General features: G+C 56.6%; 15 protein-coding genes. 6 read left to right on the forward strand and 9 right to left on the reverse strand.

Annotation, left to right across the window (positions count from 1 at the left end):
- Positions 1–118 precede the first annotated feature (118 nt).
- Both RBB81_RS16950 and RBB81_RS16955 read left to right on the forward strand, forming a co-directional pair.
- The gene (locus RBB81_RS16950) at positions 119–358 is read left to right on the forward strand and encodes a GYD domain-containing protein (protein ID WP_246373891.1); all 240 of its coding nucleotides are present in this window, start codon (positions 119–121) and stop codon (positions 356–358) included.
- A gap of 557 nt (positions 359–915) precedes the next feature.
- Positions 916–2,973, forward strand: coding sequence for an RICIN domain-containing protein (locus RBB81_RS16955; RefSeq protein WP_353071453.1), 2,058 nt, complete (start codon positions 916–918; stop codon positions 2,971–2,973).
- 619 nt (positions 2,974–3,592) lie between these two features.
- Here RBB81_RS16955 and RBB81_RS16960 read toward each other — a convergent pair.
- The 4 genes from RBB81_RS16960 to hemC form a co-directional block, all read right to left on the reverse strand.
- Positions 3,593–4,348: a hypothetical protein gene (locus RBB81_RS16960; protein WP_353071454.1), complete on the reverse strand. Its 756-nt coding sequence runs from the start codon at positions 4,346–4,348 to the stop codon at positions 3,593–3,595.
- Between the two features lie 69 nt (positions 4,349–4,417).
- Complete coding sequence (locus tag RBB81_RS16965; protein ID WP_353071455.1) at positions 4,418–4,915, reverse strand: hypothetical protein; 498 nt, start codon at positions 4,913–4,915, stop codon at positions 4,418–4,420.
- 85 nt (positions 4,916–5,000) lie between these two features.
- A complete protein-coding gene (locus RBB81_RS16970) occupies positions 5,001–5,618 on the reverse strand; it encodes a hypothetical protein (protein ID WP_179584017.1) in 618 nt (205 codons plus the stop codon).
- A gap of 131 nt (positions 5,619–5,749) precedes the next feature.
- Positions 5,750–6,730, reverse strand: a complete 981-nt coding sequence (gene hemC / locus RBB81_RS16975) for a hydroxymethylbilane synthase (protein WP_179584019.1) — start codon at positions 6,728–6,730, stop codon at positions 5,750–5,752.
- A gap of 284 nt (positions 6,731–7,014) precedes the next feature.
- Between hemC and RBB81_RS16980 the strand changes: the two genes are divergently transcribed.
- Both RBB81_RS16980 and RBB81_RS16985 read left to right on the forward strand, forming a co-directional pair.
- Positions 7,015–9,552, forward strand: a complete 2,538-nt coding sequence (locus RBB81_RS16980) for an ABC transporter permease (RefSeq protein WP_353071456.1) — start codon at positions 7,015–7,017, stop codon at positions 9,550–9,552.
- 178 nt (positions 9,553–9,730) lie between these two features.
- Complete coding sequence (locus RBB81_RS16985) at positions 9,731–11,620, forward strand: hypothetical protein (protein WP_183788046.1); 1,890 nt, start codon at positions 9,731–9,733, stop codon at positions 11,618–11,620.
- A 74-nt stretch (positions 11,621–11,694) separates the two neighbouring features.
- Here the strand turns inward: RBB81_RS16985 and RBB81_RS16990 are convergent, their stop codons facing one another.
- The 4 genes from RBB81_RS16990 to RBB81_RS17005 form a co-directional block, all read right to left on the reverse strand.
- Positions 11,695–12,468, reverse strand: a complete 774-nt coding sequence (locus RBB81_RS16990; protein ID WP_353071457.1) for a WecB/TagA/CpsF family glycosyltransferase — start codon at positions 12,466–12,468, stop codon at positions 11,695–11,697.
- Between the two features lie 203 nt (positions 12,469–12,671).
- Entirely contained in the window at positions 12,672–14,504 is a 1,833-nt protein-coding gene (locus RBB81_RS16995; RefSeq protein WP_353071458.1) for a glycoside hydrolase family 55 protein, read from the reverse strand.
- Between the two features lie 294 nt (positions 14,505–14,798).
- Positions 14,799–15,953, reverse strand: a complete 1,155-nt coding sequence (locus tag RBB81_RS17000; RefSeq protein WP_353071459.1) for a glycosyltransferase family 4 protein — start codon at positions 15,951–15,953, stop codon at positions 14,799–14,801.
- Between the two features lie 148 nt (positions 15,954–16,101).
- The gene (locus tag RBB81_RS17005; protein WP_353071460.1) at positions 16,102–18,705 is read right to left on the reverse strand and encodes a glycosyl hydrolase family 28-related protein; all 2,604 of its coding nucleotides are present in this window, start codon (positions 18,703–18,705) and stop codon (positions 16,102–16,104) included.
- Positions 18,706–18,894: 189 nt separating this feature from the next.
- Here RBB81_RS17005 and RBB81_RS17010 point away from each other — a divergent pair, with 189 nt between their 5' ends.
- Together RBB81_RS17010 and RBB81_RS17015 are read left to right on the forward strand one after the other, a co-directional pair.
- The gene (locus RBB81_RS17010) at positions 18,895–20,112 is read left to right on the forward strand and encodes a glycosyltransferase family 4 protein (RefSeq protein ID WP_353071461.1); all 1,218 of its coding nucleotides are present in this window, start codon (positions 18,895–18,897) and stop codon (positions 20,110–20,112) included.
- Positions 20,113–20,226: 114 nt separating this feature from the next.
- Positions 20,227–21,138, forward strand: a complete 912-nt coding sequence (locus RBB81_RS17015) for a hypothetical protein (RefSeq protein WP_353071462.1) — start codon at positions 20,227–20,229, stop codon at positions 21,136–21,138.
- A gap of 16 nt (positions 21,139–21,154) precedes the next feature.
- On the opposite strand, the gene RBB81_RS17020 is transcribed toward RBB81_RS17015, so the two are convergent.
- Positions 21,155–22,453, reverse strand: coding sequence for a lipopolysaccharide biosynthesis protein (locus RBB81_RS17020; protein ID WP_179584038.1), 1,299 nt, complete (start codon positions 22,451–22,453; stop codon positions 21,155–21,157).
- Positions 22,454–22,474: the final 21 nt, after the last annotated feature.

Here is a 22,474-nt window from a genome sequence, read left to right on the forward strand (position 1 = left end):
CGATGCGGTGGGCGGGCTTTGACTTGTTGGAGTTGCGAGGCTAGGATGCCCGGCTACGAGGTGATCTATGCCAACTTACGTTTCACTTTGCCGATGGACGGCGCAGGGGACACAACATATGAAGGAGAGTCCCAGTAGATTGGACGCCGCGAGAAAAGGGTTTGCGGCGGATGGAGTGAAGATACTTCACTTCTATATGACTACAGGAACCCATGACATGGTCATCATCTCTGAAGCCCCTAACGACGAGGCGATGGCGAAGGCGCTCCTCACGCAGATTTCTAAGGGAGGAATCACCACGCAGACCTCACGGGCTTTTACAGAGGATGAGTATCGGGCGATCCTGGGTAGTCTCTAGCGATGTCATCAGAAGGTTGATCAGGGCGACGCCGAATCTTCGGTCGAAGTGGAAGTTATTCGAGTGCTGCGGAGAGCTGGGTTCGGAAGCAAATTGATTTGCCGCGAGCCAACGGTTCGGGTGTGGCAATTGAGCTCGAGGGCGAGCGCGCGGGATGGGTGCGCGTTACATCCGGAACCGCGTGGGGATTCCTGGCGGACGCGGCAAGAAATTACTTCAGTATGTCTCGGTTATGTATCCGTGATGCTTACAGAAGAGGGCGGGGATAATTTTCGAAGTACCAGAGCAAATTCCTACGAAATCTTTGTGACATTTCAGGTCACATTTCTGGCCTTCCGCGCATTCTGCTGCTACGCTGTTGGTACTTTCCTGCTGCCCTTGTTCGTGAGCTGCGATCTCGACGTGTTGCGAGGTTGTGCCTCTCTTTGCTGCTCTGGACAACCTGTGTAGTGCTGCGGAACACATCCGCTTTGGCCCGAGCCAAAGACGGGGCTAAACGTGATTCTGCGAGGTGCTACTGAACTTATCTGCTATCAGACTTATCAAGGAGGCAGCCCGTGTACTTTCTTTTGCATCGATACTTCCTCATTCGTAGAGGTTCTTTTTGGCGACGGTCCATCTTCGTGGTGTGTGCCGCAGTGTTTGCAGGCACGCTACCGTTGATGGCGCAGACCGATGTGTTGACGTGGCACAACGATGTGGCGAGAACGGGTCAGAATCTTCGCGAGTCTCTGCTGACGCCTGCGGTGGTGAATTCGGCGAGCTTCGGGCTGCTTGCGAACGTGGTGGTGGACGGCAAGGTGGATGCGCAGCCGCTGTATGCGTCGGCGGTAGCGGTCGCCGGACAGGGTACGCACAACATTCTGTATGTGGCGACCGAGCATGACAGTCTCTATGCGATCGATGGAGATACAGGAAAGATTTACTGGCGCAAGAGCATGCTGGGCGCGGGGGAGACGACATCGGATGATCGCAGCTGCAGCCAGGTGGTGCCAGAGATCGGGATCACGGCGACGCCGGTGATCGACCGTGGGGTCGGAGGGCATGGGACCATCTTTGTGGTGGCGATGAGCAAGGACAGTTCGGGAAATTACTACCATCGGGTGCACTCGCTGGATATGTCGTCGGGAGCGGAGCAGAAAGGCAGTCCGGTGACGGTTTCGGCTACGTATCCGGGGGTGGGCCGTGCAAGTTCGGGGGGCAAGGTGGTGTTCGACCCGAAGCAGTACAAGGATCGTCCTGCACTGCTGGTGTTGAGTGGAACGCTGTATACGACCTGGGGTTCGCACTGTGATGCGGAGCCCTACGCGGGCTGGATCATCAGCTACAACGAACGCACGCTGGCGCAGACGGCGGTGTTCAACTTTGCGCCGAACGGCTCGGAGGCGGCGCCGTGGAATGCGGGCGCGGGGCCGGCTGCGGATACGTTGGGCAATGTTTATATCTCTCTGGGCAACGGCACGTTCGATACGACGCTGAACTCCGCGGGTATGCCGGGGAAGGGAGATTACGGCAACTCGATGTTGAAGCTGCACGCGGCGACGCTGATGCCGCTCGACTACTGGACGATGTATAACACCGGCTCGGAGTCTGGGCAGGACGTGGACCTTGGCTCGGGCGGATTGATGCTGCTGCCGGACCAGAAGGACGCGACGGGCAAGGTGCGGCACCTTGCGGTAGCGGCGGGGAAAGACGGCAATTTGTATGTGGCCGATCGAGATAATATGGGGCACTACGACGCGACCAATGATGGCACGATCTACCAGCAGCTGACGGGAGCTTTGGCGGGCGGGGTATGGTCGAGTCCTGCATACTTCAACGAGCGGGTTTACTACGGGCCGCAAGGACATAATTTGATGTCGTTTCCAATTGCCGCGGCGCGGCTGGGGAGTACGGTTCAGACCACAGCGACCGGGTTTCCTTATCCCGGGACGACGCCCAGCATCTCGGCGTATGGAACGACGAACGCGATTGTGTGGGCGGTGGATAACCGAAACCCTGCGTTGTTGCATGCGTATGACGCGGGCAATTTGAGCACTGAGTTTTATAACAGTAGCCAGGCAGCCGCAGGACGGGACCACTTCGGAGCGGGCAATAAGTTCATTACCCCGACGGTCGTCAACGGCAAGGTGTATGTGGCAACGACCAACAGCGTGGGGATCTTCGGCTTGATTCGGAAGACGCCTGCATTGGTCGCTGATGGAGATTACACGCTGGTGAACAGCAACAGTGGGCTAGCGCTTGAAGATCCGTCGGGTTCGAAGGTAGCCGGCACCGCGATGTGCCAGGCGGTGATCGATGTGGGGTCCGATCAGAAGTGGTTCCTCTCCTACGACGGGCAGGGATATTACAGAATGCAGAATGTGAGCAGCGCGATGTTTCTGACCGACCCCGGCAGTTCGAGCAGTAGCGGGATCTCTCTTGAACAGGAACTGCCCGCCAGCGACGCGAGCCAGCTGTGGTCTTTGACTGCGGCTTCAGGGGGCGGGTACGTGATCACGAATAAGGCGACCGGGCTGGTGTTTGATGTTATCAACGGCACCAAGACCGTGGGACCGTACGTGGATCTTGAGACTGCGGGCGGCGTGTCGAACCAGACTTGGTTGCTGAAGTAGTCCTGCCGGACGGGCTCCCTGCGCGGGAGGCGGTCACTTCGTGACTGGAATACCGTTTCGTTTCGGGTCCAGAGGCACGGGCCTCCCGTTGGTCGGCGATGAGGATCTTGCTGACCGACGGAAGGCTCGCGCTTTTCGCGTTCTCGGATTTATGCGTCGTGGGGGTGGAGGATACTTTGGTCCAGCCTTCGTCGCGGTTGTCGAAGTGCTTGTAGGCATTGGGGGCTTCGGCTAATGGAAGTTCGTGCGAGATGATGAACGAGGGGTTGGCTTTGTCGTGGTGGATGAGGTCCATGAGGCGACGGTTGTAGGCCTTGACGTTGGATTGGCCAGTGCCCATCTTCTGTCCTTTGAACCAGAATTTGCCCATGTCGAAGGCGATCTGGCCCTTCTTCTCGAGGGCGTCTTCGGCCTTGGAGTCCTGCCGGATGAAGACTCCGACGATGCCGACTGTGCCGGTGGCTTTGACGGCGTCGAGGTTTCGGACACTCTCGGCGTACGGAGAGACGGGCTGAAGACGACGCGATCAGTCACCGGCTATGCAGAGGTAGATGCGATGAGGTGGGTGTGGGTTTGCCAGCCGGTGAGTGTTGCTGAATCGGATTCGCGTGGATGTGTTTCAAGGAGCGTGAGGCTCGACGGCTACAGGCTCGCCAGGCTGCGGCGGAGCGAGGGTCTTGTCTATGCGTTCCTGTACTCCTTCTACTGCGTCGCCGACACCCTTGCTGAGAAGGAAGGTGAATGCGCCGAATGCGAAGAGTCCCAGTGGTTGCAGATTGAGCGGGGGCATGTGGGTGAGATCAGAGCCCGTTAAAAGACCGATGTTGGTGAGGATTGCGATAACGATTTCGCACAGGCCGAAGAGGATTTTCAAGTATTTCTTGAACAGATAGATGACGATGCCCAAGAGGATGAGCGCGGTACAGAGAATGATGCGCACGAGAACGTTGTAATAAAAGTGGTGGGAGGCGAAGTGGCTTCCGAAGGTACCGCGAAAGATCAAGTACCAACAGAGCAGGCTGAGCAGGAGGCAGGTCAATGCAGCGATGGTGAGATAGAGCCAGTAGAGCGGGCGCGTCCGGGACTTCTCGAATGCGTGCAACTTTCTGTAAACGACAAAAAGAAGCAAGGCTATCGGCAAAATGAAGAAGGCGATGGCGTGAGGAATGATGAGGCGCGGACCACCCTTTTCAATCCAGCTGAGGTATATATCGTTCCAGTGAATCTCAGTCGGGGCGAAGCGAAAGACTGCCCAAAACATCAGCGCCCACAGACCGACAAAAAAAACTGCAAGGAGCGCGGCCATGAGAAAGAATCGCGGCCTTAGCTTTTCGGGGTTTTCTTTTTCGGGCTTTTCGATTCCCTCTGGTTTCATAGTCGCTTCCGTGAGCCACAGCGTGCTGCTGATAAGGGTGTCCGGGGGCACGGCCTCTGGGTTGGGAGTTTAGTTCGCTGTGACGATGAGTTGGACGTTGGTTTGGCCGCACATCCCATAGATGGCACCGGACCGGCAGGCTCCGGCGGAGTATTTGTAACACCCAGGTCTTTTAGCCACGACGGTGACAGAGCGGTCAGAGCCGCCGAGGATGGCTCCGGGCGGCTCGAATGGAGACCCAGGACCAAAATCGACGACGAATCCTATGTCCTTGCCTGTGCTCTTCCATTGGACGGTTGTTCCGGGTTTTATGCAGAAGAGCGAATTGCCCTTGGCGTTCGGAATGTTGGGAGTGGATGAGGCCGCATTCGCGGTGCGTTTCACGTCGACGACACATGGACTGGATGCGGAGCCGCAGGTATTCTCCGCAGTGCACATTTGTGCGGAGACGTCCTTTGAGCAGGCGTAGTCGCTGCTCTTTGACTGGGCCGTCGCGTAGGTGGACAACACAAGGATTGGTAATAATAGCGAAGTACGGTTGAACTCAAAGCGTCGATTCGTGGTCATGATTCGCCTCACACGTGGATTACTCAGCGCCATGAACAGACGCTGTCGATGGTCGTTGTGCAGCAACAGATTTAAAATTGCTGCGCTAGTTGACGCCGGCCGTTCCGGCCCAATCGAGGACGTCAGAGAGTCTCCAGGGGTTCTGACTCAAGTCCAACTGCAACTGGCCTTCTTTATCCAGGATCAACTGGGCCTGAGGATAGAGCATCCCCGTGCTCTTGCTCTTGTCCTGGGCGTTGAGTTCGAAGACACCGGCTGTGAGATTAAAGGACTGCGATTGGGTGTCGAAGAAGGCTTCGCCAAAGCGGATCTGGCGATTGGTGACAAAGACGATCTTGCGACCGGTCGGCGTTGGCGTCATCTTGATATAGGCGCAGTCATAGCCTAGCGTGCCGGTGATCTCGATGTGGCCTACGGCCTTCATCTTCGAAAGTGCATTGACCAGTCCTTGATTTTGCCCCTTCTCGAAGGCCTGAACCAAGTTGACTCTGTCGGCGGGCGTCGAGAACTCGTAGATGTTCAGGGTGATGCCGATGTTCTGACCCATCTGCGTGCCGGTGCCAAAGGCCTGAGCCTCGAGGGTTTCGTACTTGTCGCGGGTGAATCCGGAATGGGGCGCCAGCAGTGCGATGCCGGCGACAACCAGGCACTTGATGGCGATCCTGAAGATTTTCGAGTTGAAGATCCTTGAAGTGTTTGACATAGCACTCTCCAATAGCTGCGATTTTCGATGGGGGGCCTGATCTCATCGCGAGTCTACGCCGGAGCTTGCACAAGTAGGAATTGGCAAAATTACTGGTTTGGTCGTATTTTTCTTCGTGGCTGGCGGGCCGGTCAGTCGGCGGAGAATACTGGGTTGAGGAGGTCGAGGGCACCTTTGGATTTGAGGTCGTCGGCGACGCAGTTGCCCAAGGCGATGGGGTTGGCGTCGTTGGTGGCTTCGGTTTCGACCTGGACCATAGATTCGCCGTCGGGGGAGACGACCTGGGCGACCATCTTCCACTTCCCTTCTTCGTGGAAGCAGTGGGCACCGATGGGGAGGGAGCAGCCGCCGCCGAGGGCGTCGAGTGTGGTGCGCTCGGCGTCGATGGCGAAGCGGGTGTAGGGATGCTCGAGGAAGGCGATGGCGTTGCGGATGTAGGTGTCGCGGTCTTCGTCGATCGCGTGTTCGGGGCTGCGGGTTTCGAGTGCGAGGGCTCCCTGGCCGGGTGCGGGACAGAGTTCGCAGGGGGAGAAGCGCTGATGGACGGATTCGGTGCGCTTGAGGCGATCGAGGCCGGCGGCGGCGAGGACGAGGGCGTCGCACTGGCCCTGCTCGAGCTTGCGGAGGCGGGTGTCGATGTTGCCGCGGACTTCGACGAAGGTGACATCGGGGCGGAGGGCGAGGATTTGTGCGCGGCGGCGAGGGCTGGTGGTGCCGATGCGGCCTCCGGTGGGGAGGGTGTGAAGGGCCCAGTAGGGTTCGCAGACCCAGACGTCGCGGGCGTCGGCGCGTTTGGGGATGGCGGCGAGGGTGAACTGAGGGGCTAATTTTGTCGGGAGGTCTTTCAAGCTGTGGACGGCGAGGTCGATGCGGCCTTCTTCGAGGGCCTCCTCGATTTCTTTAATGAAGATGCCTTTGCCGTCGAGGTTGGGCGGCGGGACGAAGCCAGGCTGCTGCATGCGGTCGCCGGTGGTGCGGATGATCTCGAGCTCGACGTGGTAGCCGGCGTCGCGGAGGGCGTAGAGGATGTGGTTGGCCTGCCAGAGAGCGAGTTGAGAGCCTCGGCTGCCGATGCGGATGGGATTGCGGGGATTATTGTGCTCGGAACTCATAGTCTTAACTAGGATACGGGATGATGGGTGGGCTGGTTCGTTTACGGCGGTTTGTTCTGGGTTGAGGAGAAGCGGGCTCCTCCCTTCCCCTTCGACTCCGCTCGGGGTTCGGTCGGAGTGACATGGTTTGGGCGGCGACAAATATTCGTCGGGTGAAAAGCGTTTTGAGTCACGGAACGTCGCTGACGCAACGACTTGTTTGTGGATAACAGAAAGAATCTTCGGAACTAAGTCGACGCTGCCAGCGTAAGTGCCTGACAGCCTTGAGAGCTGGAGGGATTTTCATGCAGGATGTCTGGGTTGCGTTGCGTCAGTTCTACAAATCGCCGGGGTTCGTGATTACGGTGGTGCTCACAATTGCCCTGGGAATTGGTGCGAATACGGCCATCTTTACGCTGGTGCACGCGATCCTGATGAAGTCTTTGCCGGTAGCGGATCCGAAGACGCTGTTTCGTGTGGGGGACCTGGACGATTGCTGCGTCAACGGCGGCTTTATTAATGACAACGGGGATTTCGATCTCTTTTCTTACGAGTTGTACAAGCATCTTCAGGAGACGACGCCGGAGTTCGAACGCCTTGCTGCGATGCAGTCGGGCGGTGAACAGAAGACGACGCGGCGAGGTTCGGAGCCGGCTAAGTCTGAGCGGGCGCAGTATGTTTCAGGCAATTTTTTTACGACGTTCGGGATTGGTCCGTTTGCAGGGCGAGTGTTGACGGATGCGGATGATACGCCGGGTGCGGCTCCGGCGGTGGTGATGAGCTATCAGGCATGGCAGTCGGACTACGGGAGCGATCCGAAGGTGGTGGGGTCGACATTTTATCTACAGGGGCAGCCCGCTACAGTGGTGGGAATCGCACCGCCGGGATTTTTTGGCGACCGAATCAGGAGCAATCCGCCGGGGCTGTGGATTCCACTGGCCATGGAGCCTTCGATCGAGGGGAAGAATACGCTTCTGCATGTGCCGGACAGCAACTGGCTGTATGCGGTGGGTAGGCTCAAGCCGGGTGTCAGCGTCAGCGCGTTGCAGGACAAGATGTCCGGCAGCTTGAGACAGTTTCTTGCGGCGCAACCTAATTATTCTCGAAATGGCGGATCGGCGGTTATTCCGAAACAGCATGTGGTGATTGTGCCGGGCGGCGCGGGTATTCAGAATCTGCAGAAGGAGACGGGCAAAGGACTTTATCTGCTGATGACGATCTCCGGACTGGTGCTGCTGGTGGCGTGCGCGAATGTGGCGAACCTGCTGCTGGCGCGGGGAACGACGCGGAGGGCTGATACTTCGGTGCGGGTTGCGCTGGGTGCGGCGAGGAGCAGATTGATTCGGCAGACGTTGACGGAGAGTTTGCTGCTGGGGTGTGCGGGCGGTCTGGCTGGGCTGGGCGTGGCTTATGCGGGGACGCGGATGATTCTGGCGCTTGCGTTTCCCGATTCTCCGAATCTGCCGATTGCGGCGAGTCCTTCGCTGGCGGTGCTGGGATTTGCATTTTTGTTGTCGTTGCTGACGGGAGTGGTGTTTGGCGTGGTGCCGGCGTGGATCACCTCGCACTCGGACCCGGCGGAGGCGCTGCGTGGGTCGAATCGGTCTACGCGAGATCGGGCATCGCTGCCGCAGAGATCGCTGATTGTGTTTCAGGCAGCGCTGTCGCTGGTGCTGCTGGTGGGTGCAGGTCTGTTGACGAAGAGCCTGCGGAACATAGAGCACCAGAACTTTGGTATTAAAACGCAGAACCGCTATGTGTTACATATCGACCCAGCGGGTGCGGGATATACGCCTGAGAAGCTGCCTGCGTTTTATCAGGCGCTGGAGCAGGAGTTTGGATCGCTGCCGGGAGTCCAGAGTGTTGGACTGGCGCTCTACAGCACCCTAGAGGGGAATAACTGGGGCGAGGGTGTATTTTTTGATGGGCGACCAGCACCGGGACCGAACGATCACAATAATTCAACGTGGGACCGGGTGAGCAACCACTTCTTTGAGACGGTGGGACAGCCTGTGGTGCGTGGACGCGGATTTACGGATCAGGATACGGCGACGTCGCAGCAGGTTGCCGTGGTGAATCAGGCGTTCGTGAGGAAGTTCTTTCCAAAGGAAGATCCGATGGGAAAGCACTTCGGAGTCTACGAGCAGAAGTTCTCGTCGTTGTTCGAGATTGTGGGGATTGTGGCGGATGCCAAGTATCAGAATCCCCGCGACGAGGTGAGAACGATGTACTTTCGTCCGCTGACGCAGACGATGCCGGGGCTGACGGATCCGAATGAAACAATGGCTGAGGGGCGAGGGCGCTATATCAACTCGGTGACTTTCTTTTTTCGAAGCGAGCCGCAAAATCTTGACGCGACGGTGAGACGAACTCTTGCGAAGATCAACCCAGATCTGACGGTGCTTGATCTGCATTCGCTGGACTACCAGGTGGCGGACAACTTTACGCAGGAGCGGTTGATTGCGAGGCTGACGATGTTGTTTGGTGGGCTTGCGGTGGTGCTTGCTGCGGTTGGGTTGTATGGAATCACTTCGTATCAGGTGGCGCGAAGAACGAGCGAGATAGGACTGCGTATGGCGCTGGGAGCGGACCGGGGGAACGTGGTGCGCATGGTGATGCGAAGCGCGTTTCTGCAGGCAGGACTGGGACTGGCGATTGGAATTCCTGTTGCGATCTTTGGAGCAAGGGCGATGGCCGATCAACTGTACGGTGTGCGCTCGTATGATCCGGTGAGTTTGCTGATTGCAATGGTGGTGCTGCTGGGATCGGCCGCGGTGGCTGGGTTCATCCCTGCTCGCCGGGCTGCGAATATCGAACCAATGACGGCGTTGCGTACGGAATGATTTGCGTGCTTGTCGCCCCAGAGCATCGTTGATAGAGGGTATTGGTGACGTACGGTATCACTCTGGTGGACCTGGGTGTGGGTTGCGAACAACCACTAACTAGCCGTCGTTTTTTGACTATCTTCAAAGTGTCCGTTCGTTTAGTCTCATTGGCATCATGTACAAACGCGCGTCTGTTTTGTTTCTCTTGTGTACGACTTTAACTGTCTTTGGCGGAGATTCGAGCGATCACTGGCTGGAGGTAAAGAGCCCCCACTTTACCGTTCTGACCAACAGCAATAACAAACAGGCGATTCGCATCGCAAGCCAGTTTGAGCAGATGCGATCAGTATTTCAGACTATGCTTCCCAACGCACCCTCGGATGCGGGCTCTCCAATCGTTGTGCTTGCTTTAAAGAGCAAGAAGGATTTTCAAGCGCTTGAGCCTGCGGCGTACTTGAGCAAAGGACAACTGGATCTGGCTGGACTTTTTATGCGAGCGCCGGACAAAAACTACATATTGCTTCGCCTTGACGGCGAGAGCGAGCATCCGTTTGCAGTGGTGTATCACGAGTACACCCACTACATCATGAGAAAGGCGACGTGGATGCCGCTTTGGTTGAACGAGGGGCTCGCGGAGTTTTACCAAAATACAGATATACACGAAAAAGAAGTTCTACTCGGCCAGCCAAGTTCGGACGATATTCTCTTCCTGCGTCAGAACCGCCTGTTGCCGCTGACGACTCTGCTCAAGGTCGATTACACCTCCCCGTACTATCACGACGAGCAGAAAGGGTCAGTCTTCTATGCCGAATCCTGGGCTCTGACGCACTATCTCGAAGTGAGCGATTACGAGAAACACACTGACCACGTGAGAGACTACGCCAAGTTTCTCTCACAGAACGAAGATCCTGTGACAGCGGCGCAGCATGCCTTTGGCGACTTGAGCGTGTTGCAGAAGGCACTGAATTCTTACGTGCAGCAAGGCAGCTTCTCGATGTTCAAGAGAAATTCCGGTGTACTCGTCGATGAGTCCGCATTTCAGGTGCGGATTGTTCCTAAACCCGAAATCGATGCGGTCCGTGCTGATGTTCTGGTCTACAACGACCGCATCAAGGAGGCCGAGGCACTGCTGGAGACCAGCCTTAGCGGCGATCCGAACAATGCCCTCGCCCACGAAACGATGGGTTTTTTGAAGTATCGCGAAGGAGACATCGCGAGCGCGAAGAAGTGGTATGGCGAAGCGGTGCAGCTTGATTCTCACAGCTATCTAGCTCACTACTACTTTGCTGCTATGTCCCTGCAGACGGGTGGTCGGGAGCATGATGAAGCGATCGAATCGAGCCTGCGTGCTTCGATCAAACTGAACCCGACTTTTGCGCCTGCTTACGATACCCTGGCCATGTTTTGCGCCTCGCGCAACCAGCATTTGAGCGAAGCCCATATGTTGAATGCACAGGCGATTCAACTCGAACCCGAGAACCTCAACTATCGAATCAACGCGGCGGCTGTCTTGAGTCAGCAACAGCAGTACTTGAGCGCGACCAATGTGCTGAAGGCCGCGAAGGGGGTGGCAAAGACTCCGGAGGAGGTCGCGATGCTAGAGAACCGCGTGAAGCAACTGGAACAGTTTCAGTCGCAGATGGATCGCGCTCAGCAACGGAACAACGAAGCATCTACGCAAGTAACTGTTACGCAGACAGCGCGGCCCTCTGGAGCGCAGCCGGACAATTCGAAGACGGTTGTGTTTAGAAAGGTCGACGGCAAGATGATGGGTACGATGGAAGAGGCGCCGAAGTATCCGGATGGTGACTCGAAAGGGCCTCGCCATATGATTCAGGGGATCATACGCAACGTGCAATGCTCGTATCCGAATGTCATCGCTCTGAAGATTGAGAAGGAGGGGAAGTCCGTCTCACTGTACAACAATAACTACTACAAGGTGGTGTTTACTCTGGCGAACTACGAGACAGAAGGCGATCTAAAGCCATGCTCAGATATTGAAGGGATGAAGGCCAAAGTTGGATATGCCGAGGTCTCGGATTCGATCGTTGCTGGTCAGATACTGACGATCGAGTTGACTAAATAGAATCGTCTTCTTGTGAAGCAATGTCTTTACGGGTGTTTGCCAGTTTGATCTAAGACCGCTCTATTTTGCTGTGCCTATACGGAGAAGCGTCTGAGGCGGGAGAGTTGTAAGAAGCTGAGCCAGATAAAGCGTGGGTTGTTTAACAGGTAGCGGCGCCACAGGCGTTTGGGCTCTTTGATGAGGCGGTAGAGCCACTGCAGGCCGGATCGCTTCATCCAATCGGGAGCTTCGGCGAGGTTGCCACTGAGGAGATCGAACGCCGCGCCGACGCCGACCATAAGCTTTACCGGCAGGCGACCGTTGTAGGAAGCCATGAAGCGCTCCTGCTTGGGCGTGCTGAGGCCACACCAGAGTATGTCAGCCTGCGATGCTGCAAGGCGGGCTCGCAGATCTTCTTCCTCTTCGACGTTGAGGGGACGGAAGGGCGGGGTGTAGGTGCCTACGATCTGAAGGCCGGGATAGCGGCGCGTGAGTTCTGTCCGCAGTTCCTCGGCGATGCCGGGCCTGCCTCCGTAAAAGAAGTGGCGATAGCCGCGCTGCACGGAGAGCGCGCACATGTTGAGCATGAAGTCCGGACCGTAGACGCGGGTCATGTGTTTGAAGCCGTGCAGGTGGCCGAGCCATACGGTGGGCACGCCATCGGGGGTTGATAAGAAAGACTGGTTGAGGATGGTTCGGAAGGCTTCGTCCGATTGCGCTTCGATGATGCCATGGACGCCAGTGACGCAGATGTATCCGCTTTCACCGCGGTTTAGCAGGGCCTCGCTGCACTCCAGTGCGCTTTCCATGGAGAGTGCACTGATTCCGACACCAAGGATATTGACTCTCGGCGGATCGGCAGAGATCATGATCGCTCCTTGACTATGAACTCGTGCTGCATCTGTTGTGTTGCCGGTTGGTCGGGAGTCGCGTGCTCGCAATGGGACCGAGCGCTTGATCGGACTACCTGAGTCTGACTGCGTGATTGGCGTTGCTGATGGCTTGAGTATACGAAAGTAGACGGAGGCTGTCGACCGGTTGCGCGGTTCGACAGCACTCCTTTGTGCCTTTCCTATTTGTAACCAACGAAGAGCGGCATTCGAAATGATTTGTTGTTCGGTGAGGTGATTTCCTGTGTAACGCCGGAGCGCGTCTCCTGCACCTGGATGGAGTATCCGCAACCTAAGCAGTAGACGGATTCTTTGTAGATGTAGGATGTCTGGGCGTCTGTTGAGATGAACGCGGGTTGGCTAGAGGACACAGGTACGGCTGGATAGATAAGGCCTCCGAGAAGCTCTGTCTGACCACCGCTGGCAGTGTTGATGACTGTGCCTGCCTTCTCGGTCTTGAGGCCTAGAATCCAGAGGGAGCCGCCCAGATTCGAGATCTTGGTTGCTAAGATCTCGTTGTCGAGTTGTCGCACAAAGGCCTGCTGCCCCTTCTGGATGTTGAAGCTGTTGATGCCGATGTCCTCAAGAAAGAGCTTCCCGGCGCCGGGGTAGCTCGCGTAGTTAGTGATGAATGCGTCCTTGAGAACGACGGGGCGGCTACCGCGATGATCGATCTTGATTCCGTAGCCGAACTGCTCGATGATGAGCGGCTGAGTGCTGTTGCTGGTGACGACGAAGCGAATGCCGCCGCCGTTTGTTCCGGCGCCTGTGTTGACGACGGAGGAGAAGCCGACGATTCGATCGACAGTATCGGGCACGGTGACGTCGGCTTCGTTGTAGGAAAAGTATGCGGCAAATGGGAAGTAAACGGTGTGCTTGCCGCTGTTGAGAACGGTCTGAAGACCGGAGGTATCCCCGTACCACTTAGGAGTGAAGACGGCCCAATCGGACAGGCTTGTACTAGTGAAGGAGGGCGTCTCTTGAACGGCCAGATCGAGACCGTTGGTTGAGGATGCGGTTCCTGTGAGCGTTGAGGGCGTGCCGACTACGAGATGCGTGAGGGTACCTTTGTGGAGAGTTGGGGTGGAGGTGCTCGTGTCCTGCAAGGTCGCTTCGTATCCGCTTGAGGATACATTTCGCACGAACATCGTGTTGTCGGTCTCGATTGCGGGAACTGTTGCCACGCCGCCGGAGAGGGTGCCGTCGAGCAGAACGACGAACCCTCCGGAGTTGGTGATGGCTGGAACTTTGTTGGTGCTGGTGAGACCGCGAATATTGATCAGTTGATTGCTGTTGCGAATACCGGCGATGTTTTGGCTCGTGAGGGTGATGCCTTCCATGGTGGCACTGTACTCGGCGTTTTGAAGATCGATGCCTACGTCGAAGCCCTGTATCTCCGTGTTGCGGATCATCAGAGGGCCGGCGTAGTGCTGCGTGAGATCGATACCAGCATGCCCCTTTCCGTCTTCGCTCTTGACGAAGACGTTGTGGATCGAGCCGATGTTGTTGGAGACATAGGTAATGGCGGTGGCGCCTGGGTTACCGGAGCCGATCGTGAGACCAAGATCCCAAACGTTCTGACGGAAGGACTGGTTTCCGAGCGGCGTAAGGATCATCGGCTTTGGAGCTGACGTGTTGTTGAAGCCGCCGGAGTCGGGGGCGAGGCGAATGATGCTGCTCGACGAACCCGATCCCTGCAGTGTGACACAGCATCCGACCCACTGAAGAGTGTTGCTAACGAGGTAGGTTCCTGGCGGGAAGTACAACGCCTTTGGCACTCCGTAGTAGTCGCCGGAAGCGTTGGATCGTCCGTCGGAGAGAGCCTTCTGAATGGCCGCGGTGTCATCGGTTACGCCGTCACCGACGGCACCGTATGTTTTAACCGAGGTCATAAAGCCTGTGGGAAACGATAGAGGGCCCTTGTTCAGGTTTGCGCCTGACAAGGCAGGCTGCACCGCGGCGGTGCCGCCTTCCTCGACGGGGATGGTCTGTCCGGAGCAACCCGCCAAAATCACAATGCATAGCAGGCTGATGGCGCTTATCGCAGCGCGAAAGGTTGAGGGCGTTCGATGGCCTCCGCTGGACGCAGAGATCTCATGGAGAAATTGGGGAGGGGGAGGGCATTTTCTCATACGCAAATAGTTGCATACTTCCCCAGCCATCACAATGGTACTAAGGTGTACATCCTATGAAGATTACGGCTGAACTTCTTCGATGAGACCAAGTTGCGTGGCAACAATATTTTTTGAAGAGCTGAATTTTGGGCTTGAGATTTGTTTTGACTTTTATGAAGCAGCGTCCTTCTCGCGCTACGGGTGAGTTGCGTGCTCGATTGCGAGGACTAGATGGCGAGAGATCTCGCTCCAGGTGAAATCTCGATCGATCATCAATTTCGCCGAGGCGCCCATGCGGGTGCGTTCAGTGACTCCAAGTCTCTCTGCTTCTGCTAAGAGCTCGGCTAGTCGAGTGGGAGTATTTGGAGTAAGGACCAGTCCGGAGCTGGAGTGCCGGACGAAGTCGGCGAGGTTGGTCTCTTCGGAGACGATCAGTGGAACGCCGCATGAAGCGGCCTCAAGGCATGCCGTGGGGATTACGTCGAAGCGGGAGGAGTGAACGAAGAACGTCGAGCCGCTAAGAATGTTGCGAAGAGGCGCTCCGAAGATTTGCCCTGTCCAGGTGATGGATTCGACGATGCCATGTTCTTTCGCGAGCGCCTCTAGCTGAGGTCGGTCAGGGCCATCGCCAACCATGGTCAAGTTGAGCGTGCCTCCTAATTTCCGGTATGCTGCGAATCCTTCTAGAAGGATGTCCAAGCCCTTTTGGAAGATCACCATTCTTCCGCAGTAAGTGATGGTGGGCTTGATGATCTCGGTGTCAGAACGGCTCTCGAGGCCGGGCTGGCTGGCAGTCTCATGGTTGGGCAGTTCGAAGCCATTCGGAATGAGAGCGATCTGATGGAGCGAAGAGAATCTAGATTTGAGATCGTCCACTTCGGTCTGGCCTATGGCGTGTATCAGGGAGGCGTTTCGTAGAGTCCAGCCTTCCCACGCGGAGAGATAGAGTCGCTTCCGGATTCGGCCGGCGATGGATCGACCGCTGCGGTCGGAGAGATAACCTCCGTGCGGCGTGATGCCGAATTGTATCTTTCTTTTGTGCAGTAGCTTTGCGGCGGATGTGAGTTGCGGAACAAAAACAGAGTGCAACTGCACCCATGTGCCTTCAGGCAGATCCGACAGGGCGGCGTGGAGATCTTTGGTGAGCCCGAGTTGCGATCTGCTCCCAGGAAAAGGAACGAGCTTGTAGGTGCGTGCGTGATTGGAATGCTCCTCAGTTGGAAGTAAGATCCAGACCTCGCACTCGTGACCCTGGGCAACCATGTTGGTTGCAAGCCAGTGCACGACTTTGTTAACTCCATTGGCCGAATTCGGGTCAGCGGTTCCTGGAATCATGTGGATGATGCGCAATCCTTAGCCTCCTAGACGTAGTTCGTGGCGTGGCTTTGGCTTGACATGCTCTGAAGCGAAGTAAAGGCAAATAGTTGCTTGAGCCCTGTCGAAGCCTCTCGACTGCACTACCTGATTTGTGATGTCGATGTCGATGGTGGGTGGGGAGTTAGAAGTTCTGGATTGTGTTGTGGAACTTTCGGACGGGAGTGGTTGATGCTTTTTTCCCACCGTAGGAATAGAAGACGTGGAGGTGTTGAGGGCTGTTGACACCGGGAGCGACGAGATGTGAGGTTGTGCCGTTTCGAGTTTCGATGACCCAGTTCGGCGCTCCGTAACCGGCGATGTTGATGTTTTCATAGCCGGTGGCGAAGAGGCTCGAATCGGTGATCTGCATGGTTGTTGAATCGGGGGCGGCGAGGGAGAGCTTGTAGTAAAAAAATCCGAAGAGCTCGATCTGGGCGTTAGTAGCTACGATGTCGGTGCCGTTGTGTTCGGTTTTGTAGCCGAGAATCCAAAGTGTGCAGCCATTACAGGTTATCTTGTCCGCGCGAGCAGGCTCTTCATCGAGCTGCCGCGCCCAGATATGCTGGCCAGGATAGAACGTGACCGTATTTTCCGGATTATTGTTGGAGCCGAGGATAACGTCATCGATGTAAAGATTGCCGGCACCTGCCGCAGTCGAATAGTTGTAGGTGTTGTCGTCGATCAGGACCAGAGTTCTTGATCCTGTGTGAGTGATGACGCAGGCGTTGTTGGGGCAGCCTTCGATGATCAAGGGAGTCTTCGAAGAACCTGCGATTGTGAGATTGATGGTGTAGGTGCGCCCCGGGGTCGGCATGGCGTTAAAAAACTGGAGATGATTGACCGTGTCAGGAACTGTGATTGCGTATGCGCCATTGCCTCCATATTGGCCTGGAGGCGCGTAGACGGTCGGAGATTTCGATCCGGAGATAATGGCTGCCCAGGTTGCAGGAGAGGTCCCCAGCATCGTCCATGTGCGTGGATCGGGGTCATTGGGCTGAGGCGTCTCGGATTCTGGAAGATGAAGAGATGCCGGAGGGGCGGTCTGATCGAACACGGTCTGAGCTTCGCCCGACCAAGTCTCTGCCAAGTCGCCCTTGTAGGTTTTGGAGGGAGTGACGCAGTAGTCTGCCTCTGAGGTTGCGTAGCCAACGACTTTTACGTTTCGAGTGTAGAGGTGACAACCCTGCTGGCCGTTCTCTTTGCCATTCTGCAGACCGATGCCGGTGGAGTTGTCTCCGAAGAGTTCCGAATCCATGATGGTGGTGTTGGCGTGAAAGAGCTCAGCTTGAAGTGCGGGGACCGTGTTGTCACTGAGGAGGTGACGGATGCTGAACTTCATGTTCATGCTGCCGATTCCTGCGACAGTCTGTCCTTCAAGAGTGATGTCTTCGAAGGTGAAGTTGTACTCCTGCTGATTGCTGTAGATACCGTTCTGACATCCATAGACGGCCACGTTGCGCATCATTCCGGGACCGGGGTAGGCGCGGCGAATGTTGAGAGCGTTGACGCAGTTCGAATCGTCGGACCAGACCTGAACGTTTCTGATGGCGCCGATGTTGTTTACCTGAGTTGTGAATATTTCAACATTGGGATTTCCGACGCCGGACTCGAAGCCCATGTTTTGAATAAAGATGTGGAAGTTGTCGTTCTTGTTGACGCTGAGCGGACTGAAGAACTGCGCCGGCGATGTGCCTGTATTGAAGGCGGAGGAGTTTGGCGCCAGTTTGATGATTGAGGTTTGAGCACCCGCTCCGTAGATCGACCAGTAGTTGCCGTAGGGAATGATGGTGTCGCTTGCGAGATACACACCCGGGGGGAAGTAGAGGAACATCGGAAGTGCCCCCAGCTGGCCGCCTGCGGCTGCGCCGTAGTACATATCCACATTTTTGAGCGAGGGTGGGGTTGTGGTGAGTTCGAGGTGCGTTGCGTCTGTGACAGAGGCGACCTTGTAGAAGGCGCTGCCGATTTGAAGGCTCGCGTTTGGCTTCAATGCTGCGAAGGTTGGACCGCTGGTCGCTGTTACCGTCGTTCCGCTGGTGCTGACTACGTCGGGTGGGAGTCGAGCGGCGACGTTGGAGAGTGTGCCGGGATTTGTTGTGAGGGTGAGATGTTGTGGATCAAGCACGGCCGCGATGGTGTAGATCACGCCTGCTATCCGGATAGGAGAGCCTGGCGCGAGTCCGGTGAAGACCGATTCTCCGACCTGAGTCACGGTATAGGTGTTGCCGCTTACGGAGGTGGTGACCTTGCTCTGTGCCGCTCCCCTGCCAAATGCAAATAACTTCTGGAGGCCCGCGGTATTGTCGGTGACGCCATCGCCTACGAGATTCGCGATCGGGTTGTGTGTGACGTCGATGATGGGAAATGCGGCGGCGCTGGTGAAGCCTGGAGGGTAGACGATGTTGTTTGTGAGGCGCGCTCCGATTCCATCGGCGGGGATTATCGCAAGGGTTCCGTCGACAAACGTAAGACTGTCCGCTCGATTGACGGTCGTCATGGAGCCAGCGGCGATTTTGATGGGGTAGTTACCTGGGGGAGAACTCGAGGTCGCGGAGGTGCTTAGTTTCGGCTGGCCTTTGAAGAGAGCAGCGTAGGGTCCGGAGTAAGACGACAACTTGAAGATCAGGGGAGGGAGAGGGTCGCCGGCATGCATGGTGAGGTGTGTTGCAGTGGCGGTATAAGTTGCGGCCTGTGCGCACATGCCTGTGAGAAAGAGCAGCAGGAACAATGCCAGGGGCCTCTTCATCGCGTCTCCTCGAGTAAAAGTACGATCAGGATGGAAGGTTGAGGAACTGTTGCCTTCTCATTTTTAACAACAACGATGCAGTTCTCGGTAAACTGTTCCTGTAGATGCAATTGCCTCCTATCGAGCAGGTTCCTCGATTATACAAACAACGTAAAAAGACATCTAAGTTGATAGAGAGGTCTGCTTCGAATGAATGTTCTGCTGTCGGCTTATGCGTGCATGCCGAACTCCGGCTCTGAACCTGGCAACGGCTGGAACTGGGCGAAGCATCTGGCAGAACGTGGAATCAACGTGACGGTTCTGACTCGTGGTGAAGGGCGCGAAGAGATTGAAGCTTACCGACGGGATCACCCGAATGCGAATGTTGCCTTTGGTTATGTCACAGTTCCAACGAAGCTGTTCAAACCTGGAACCGGGATGCACTATGCCCTCTGGCAGATGTTCGCGGTTGGAGTTGCGAGGTCTTTGAATCGTCAACGCCGCTTCGATCTGGTGCATCACGTGACGTACACGAGTATTCATGTGCCGACGCAGCTTTGGCGGTTAGGCATTCCGACTGTGTTCGGACCGGTGGGTGGAGGTCAGACGGCACCCGCAAGTATGCTGGGATACTTCGGATCGAGCAGGCGGTCGGAGGAGAGCCGCACGCTGTTGACGAAGGCACTTCCCTACTCTCCGTTGCATAGACGATGGCTCGGGAAGATGAGCACGGTGCTTGCAGCGAATGAAGATACCTTGCGACTTATAAAAAAGATGGGGCGATCGGAAGTGAGGCTTCAGTTCGACAACGGAGTCGGGACGGACTATCTCGCGCAAGGGCCAAGGAATTTCAACCCGGATGCTGGTCCGGTCCGCCTGATCTGGGTAGGAAGGATTTTGCCGAGAAAGGCGCTTCCGATGGCGCTCGATGCACTGGCAAAGGTCCAACATGACTGGACGCTTACGATCGTTGGCAACGGACTCGCAGAGGCGACGGTGAGACAGATGATCGCTGAGCGGGGGTTGAGTGACCGGGTGCACTGGGCTGGACGACGACTAACGTGGGAAGAGGTTCGAGCGGCTTACTTGGAACATGACGTGCTTTTGTTTACGAGCCTTCGTGAGACCTCCGGAGTGCAGTTGCTGGAGGCGATGGCGCTTGGTCTTCCGGTGATTACGCTGGACCTGCATGGAGCGCGCGACGTTGTGCCTGAGGAGGCCGGCATCAAGGTACCCGTGACGACTCCGGCTGAAGTTGTCTGCGGTCTTGCTGCTGCGATCGATCGATTCGCGTCTCTGAGTGTCGAGGAAAAGAATGCGATGTCTCGAGCGAGCTGGGAGTTCGCTAGGACGAACACGTGGACCTCGCGCGCGGCTGCAGCTGAACAGTTGTATACGGAGCTTGTGGGGAGACAACGTGAAGGTTGAGTTGCACAAGATCGATGCGGGTAAACGGAATAACCTCGCGACTGTTCCATGTGCGCCGGATGGGCAGGTTCTCTGGAGCTTGTGTTTACTTCACTATCTTTCAGGAGGCGCTCGTTGAATCTACGCGCGGCGAAGAGTGACGTGTCGAGTCGCGTCGTTGAGGCGTGGCTTTTCTTTTTGAGAAATGAGACGAAGGTTACGAAGTTTCAACTGAGGCGACTGACTTCTCGCAACGAACACTCGAAAGAGCGTGTAGTGGCAGCGGGCGGGCCGGTGGTGTCCGTCACCACCTACGGCGAGCGGCTGAGTACGGTTCACCTGGCGCTGGAATCAATCGCAGCAGGCTCTGTTCTGCCTTCGAGGCTGATTTTGTGGGTGGATAGTGCCGAAGGATTTGCGAATCGATCTGCCGGACTGAAGAGGCTGGTGGAGAGAGGACTGGAGATCTATCTCACCGAGAACTTCGGTCCGCACACCAAATATTATCCTTACCTTTTGTCTACCGATACGTTCGATGTACCGCTGGTGACCGCGGATGACGACTTGCTGTACAGCAGATGGTGGCTGGAGGGTCTGGTTCGAGCGCATCGCGAGAATCCGGAGGGAGTGAACTGCTATCGAGCTCACCGGATCGGGCTTGGGAATGGAGCCATCACGCCCTATCAGACGTGGGAATCATGCAGATCGTCGGAGGCGGGCTTCCTTCACTTTGGTACGGGAGTATCCGGGTGCATCTATCCGATGTCGTTGTTGAAGAGACTCAAACTGGCCGGCGCCGAGTTTATGCAGCTTTGCCCGAAGGCGGACGACGTGTGGCTGCATGTGAACGCGCTGCGTGCGGGCATGAAGACACGCCAGATATGGAATCGTCCGCTGAGATTTCCGTTCGTTCCCGGAACGCAGGGCAGCGGGCTTTACCACAGCAATGTTCTGCTTGCTCGTAATGACGAGCAGATTCGAAGTACGTATACGGCTGAAGATATTGCCGTTCTTGAAGCGGAGGAGTCGTCGCTCCACCCGCGCTAGTCGTGTCGAGTCGACTTCAGCTTGGATGGAGCGTTCCGGTATTCTCTAACGCGGCTTCGCGACGGAGCTTTCGAACTCTAAACCAAAACGCGACCCCGACGAGTCCCTGAAAGATCACCTGACTCGCACACATGCCCAACATGACTCCGTTCAACCCAAGTTGTCGAGCGAGGGGTCCGGCTAATGCTGCGGAGAATGCGATCAGTACCGGATAGGTCCAGAAGATGGGGGCGGTGTACTCGAGCGCCTGCAGACCGTAGCGCAAGGGGCCCGAGACGAAGATGATCAAGTACATGAATGCGTATAGACGGAGCACAAAGCCGTCGGAGGAGTACTTCGTTCCATAAGCGAGCTTCAGCCAGAAGGTAGGAAAGCATGCCACGATGCCTGTGAAGGCCAGGGTTACGGCGCCCCACTGGAGGGAGATCCGCTTGATGTAACGCAACATGCCGTCGACACCGCCAAGGCGCATCTGCCGGGCTGCCTCGGAGGGTACGACATTATCCAAGCCGAGAAACCAGACGTGGGCGACGCCGACGATGTTCTGTGCGGCGCGCAGAATTGCCGAGGCTGCCGCACCGTAGTAGATCGGAGCCGCCATCTGAAAGAGATTGCCCGCTCCCCACTGCATAAAGGCCGAAGGTGCGAGCCATCGAGACATGCGCCAGTGCCTGAGAAAGACGGTTCGAAGAGCGTGACGACTGAAGGTGACGGACTCGTACCAGCGGAGGCACGTGACGAATCCTGCGAATGAGGTTGCGGCGATGATCCAGAGCATGGTGGACAGCTTTGCGCCGTGGTGGCGCGAGATCCAGAAGATGATTGGCACCTGAGTGAGGTAGCTCACGATATCGGTGACGAGAGCCCGCTTGCTTTGACGGGTGCAGAAGAAGTAGCGGCGGAGGAACTCCTGAAGCAGGTAGGCGATCGTTGCACCGCTAAGCGGAAGCGCCAAACCTCCCACGCCCCATTGCGGAAAGAATTTTGTGGAGCCCCATACGCAGAGAAACATGACGAATGCCACCAGCAGACTGAAGGCAAGCTCCTGTATAAGAACCGAGCCATAGTACGCGGGGCGGTCTTCCGGCTCCTGTTTCGGCCCGACGCTCATCATGGGTGTCACAATCATTGCGTACTGGAGGCTGTTAGCAAACAATACGGCTACCCATCCGAGGGCAAAGACACCGTAGTCGCGAACCCCGAAGGCGCGGGCGAGAAGAACGTTGGTGATAAAGTTTGCACCGCTGACCAGCCCCTGGTCGAAGAGTGCAGCAGGCGTCCGGCCGCCGCCGATCCGGGCGAGGGATCGAGACAAGAAAGTCTGCTTGATTTCAGA

The sequence above is a fragment of the Tunturibacter gelidoferens genome, assembly GCF_040358255.1.
Classification (GTDB): domain Bacteria; phylum Acidobacteriota; class Terriglobia; order Terriglobales; family Acidobacteriaceae; genus Edaphobacter; species Edaphobacter gelidiferens.

Excerpts from the sequence above, each read along its gene's own strand:
- RBB81_RS16950 (WP_246373891.1), top strand. The coding sequence starts at position 119 with ATGAAGGAGAGTCCCAGTAGATTGGACGCCGCGAGAAAAGGGTTTGCG.
- RBB81_RS17010 (WP_353071461.1), top strand. The coding sequence starts at position 18,895 with ATGAATGTTCTGCTGTCGGCTTATGCGTGCATGCCGAACTCCGGCTCT.
- RBB81_RS17005 (WP_353071460.1), bottom strand. The coding sequence starts at position 18,705 with ATGAAGAGGCCCCTGGCATTGTTCCTGCTGCTCTTTCTCACAGGCATG.
- RBB81_RS16980 (WP_353071456.1), top strand. The coding sequence starts at position 7,015 with ATGCAGGATGTCTGGGTTGCGTTGCGTCAGTTCTACAAATCGCCGGGG.
- hemC (WP_179584019.1), bottom strand. The coding sequence starts at position 6,730 with ATGAGTTCCGAGCACAATAATCCCCGCAATCCCATCCGCATCGGCAGC.
- RBB81_RS16990 (WP_353071457.1), bottom strand. The coding sequence starts at position 12,468 with ATGATCTCTGCCGATCCGCCGAGAGTCAATATCCTTGGTGTCGGAATC.
- RBB81_RS16960 (WP_353071454.1), bottom strand. The coding sequence starts at position 4,348 with ATGAAACCAGAGGGAATCGAAAAGCCCGAAAAAGAAAACCCCGAAAAG.
- RBB81_RS16970 (WP_179584017.1), bottom strand. The coding sequence starts at position 5,618 with ATGTCAAACACTTCAAGGATCTTCAACTCGAAAATCTTCAGGATCGCC.
- RBB81_RS16965 (WP_353071455.1), bottom strand. The coding sequence starts at position 4,915 with ATGACCACGAATCGACGCTTTGAGTTCAACCGTACTTCGCTATTATTA.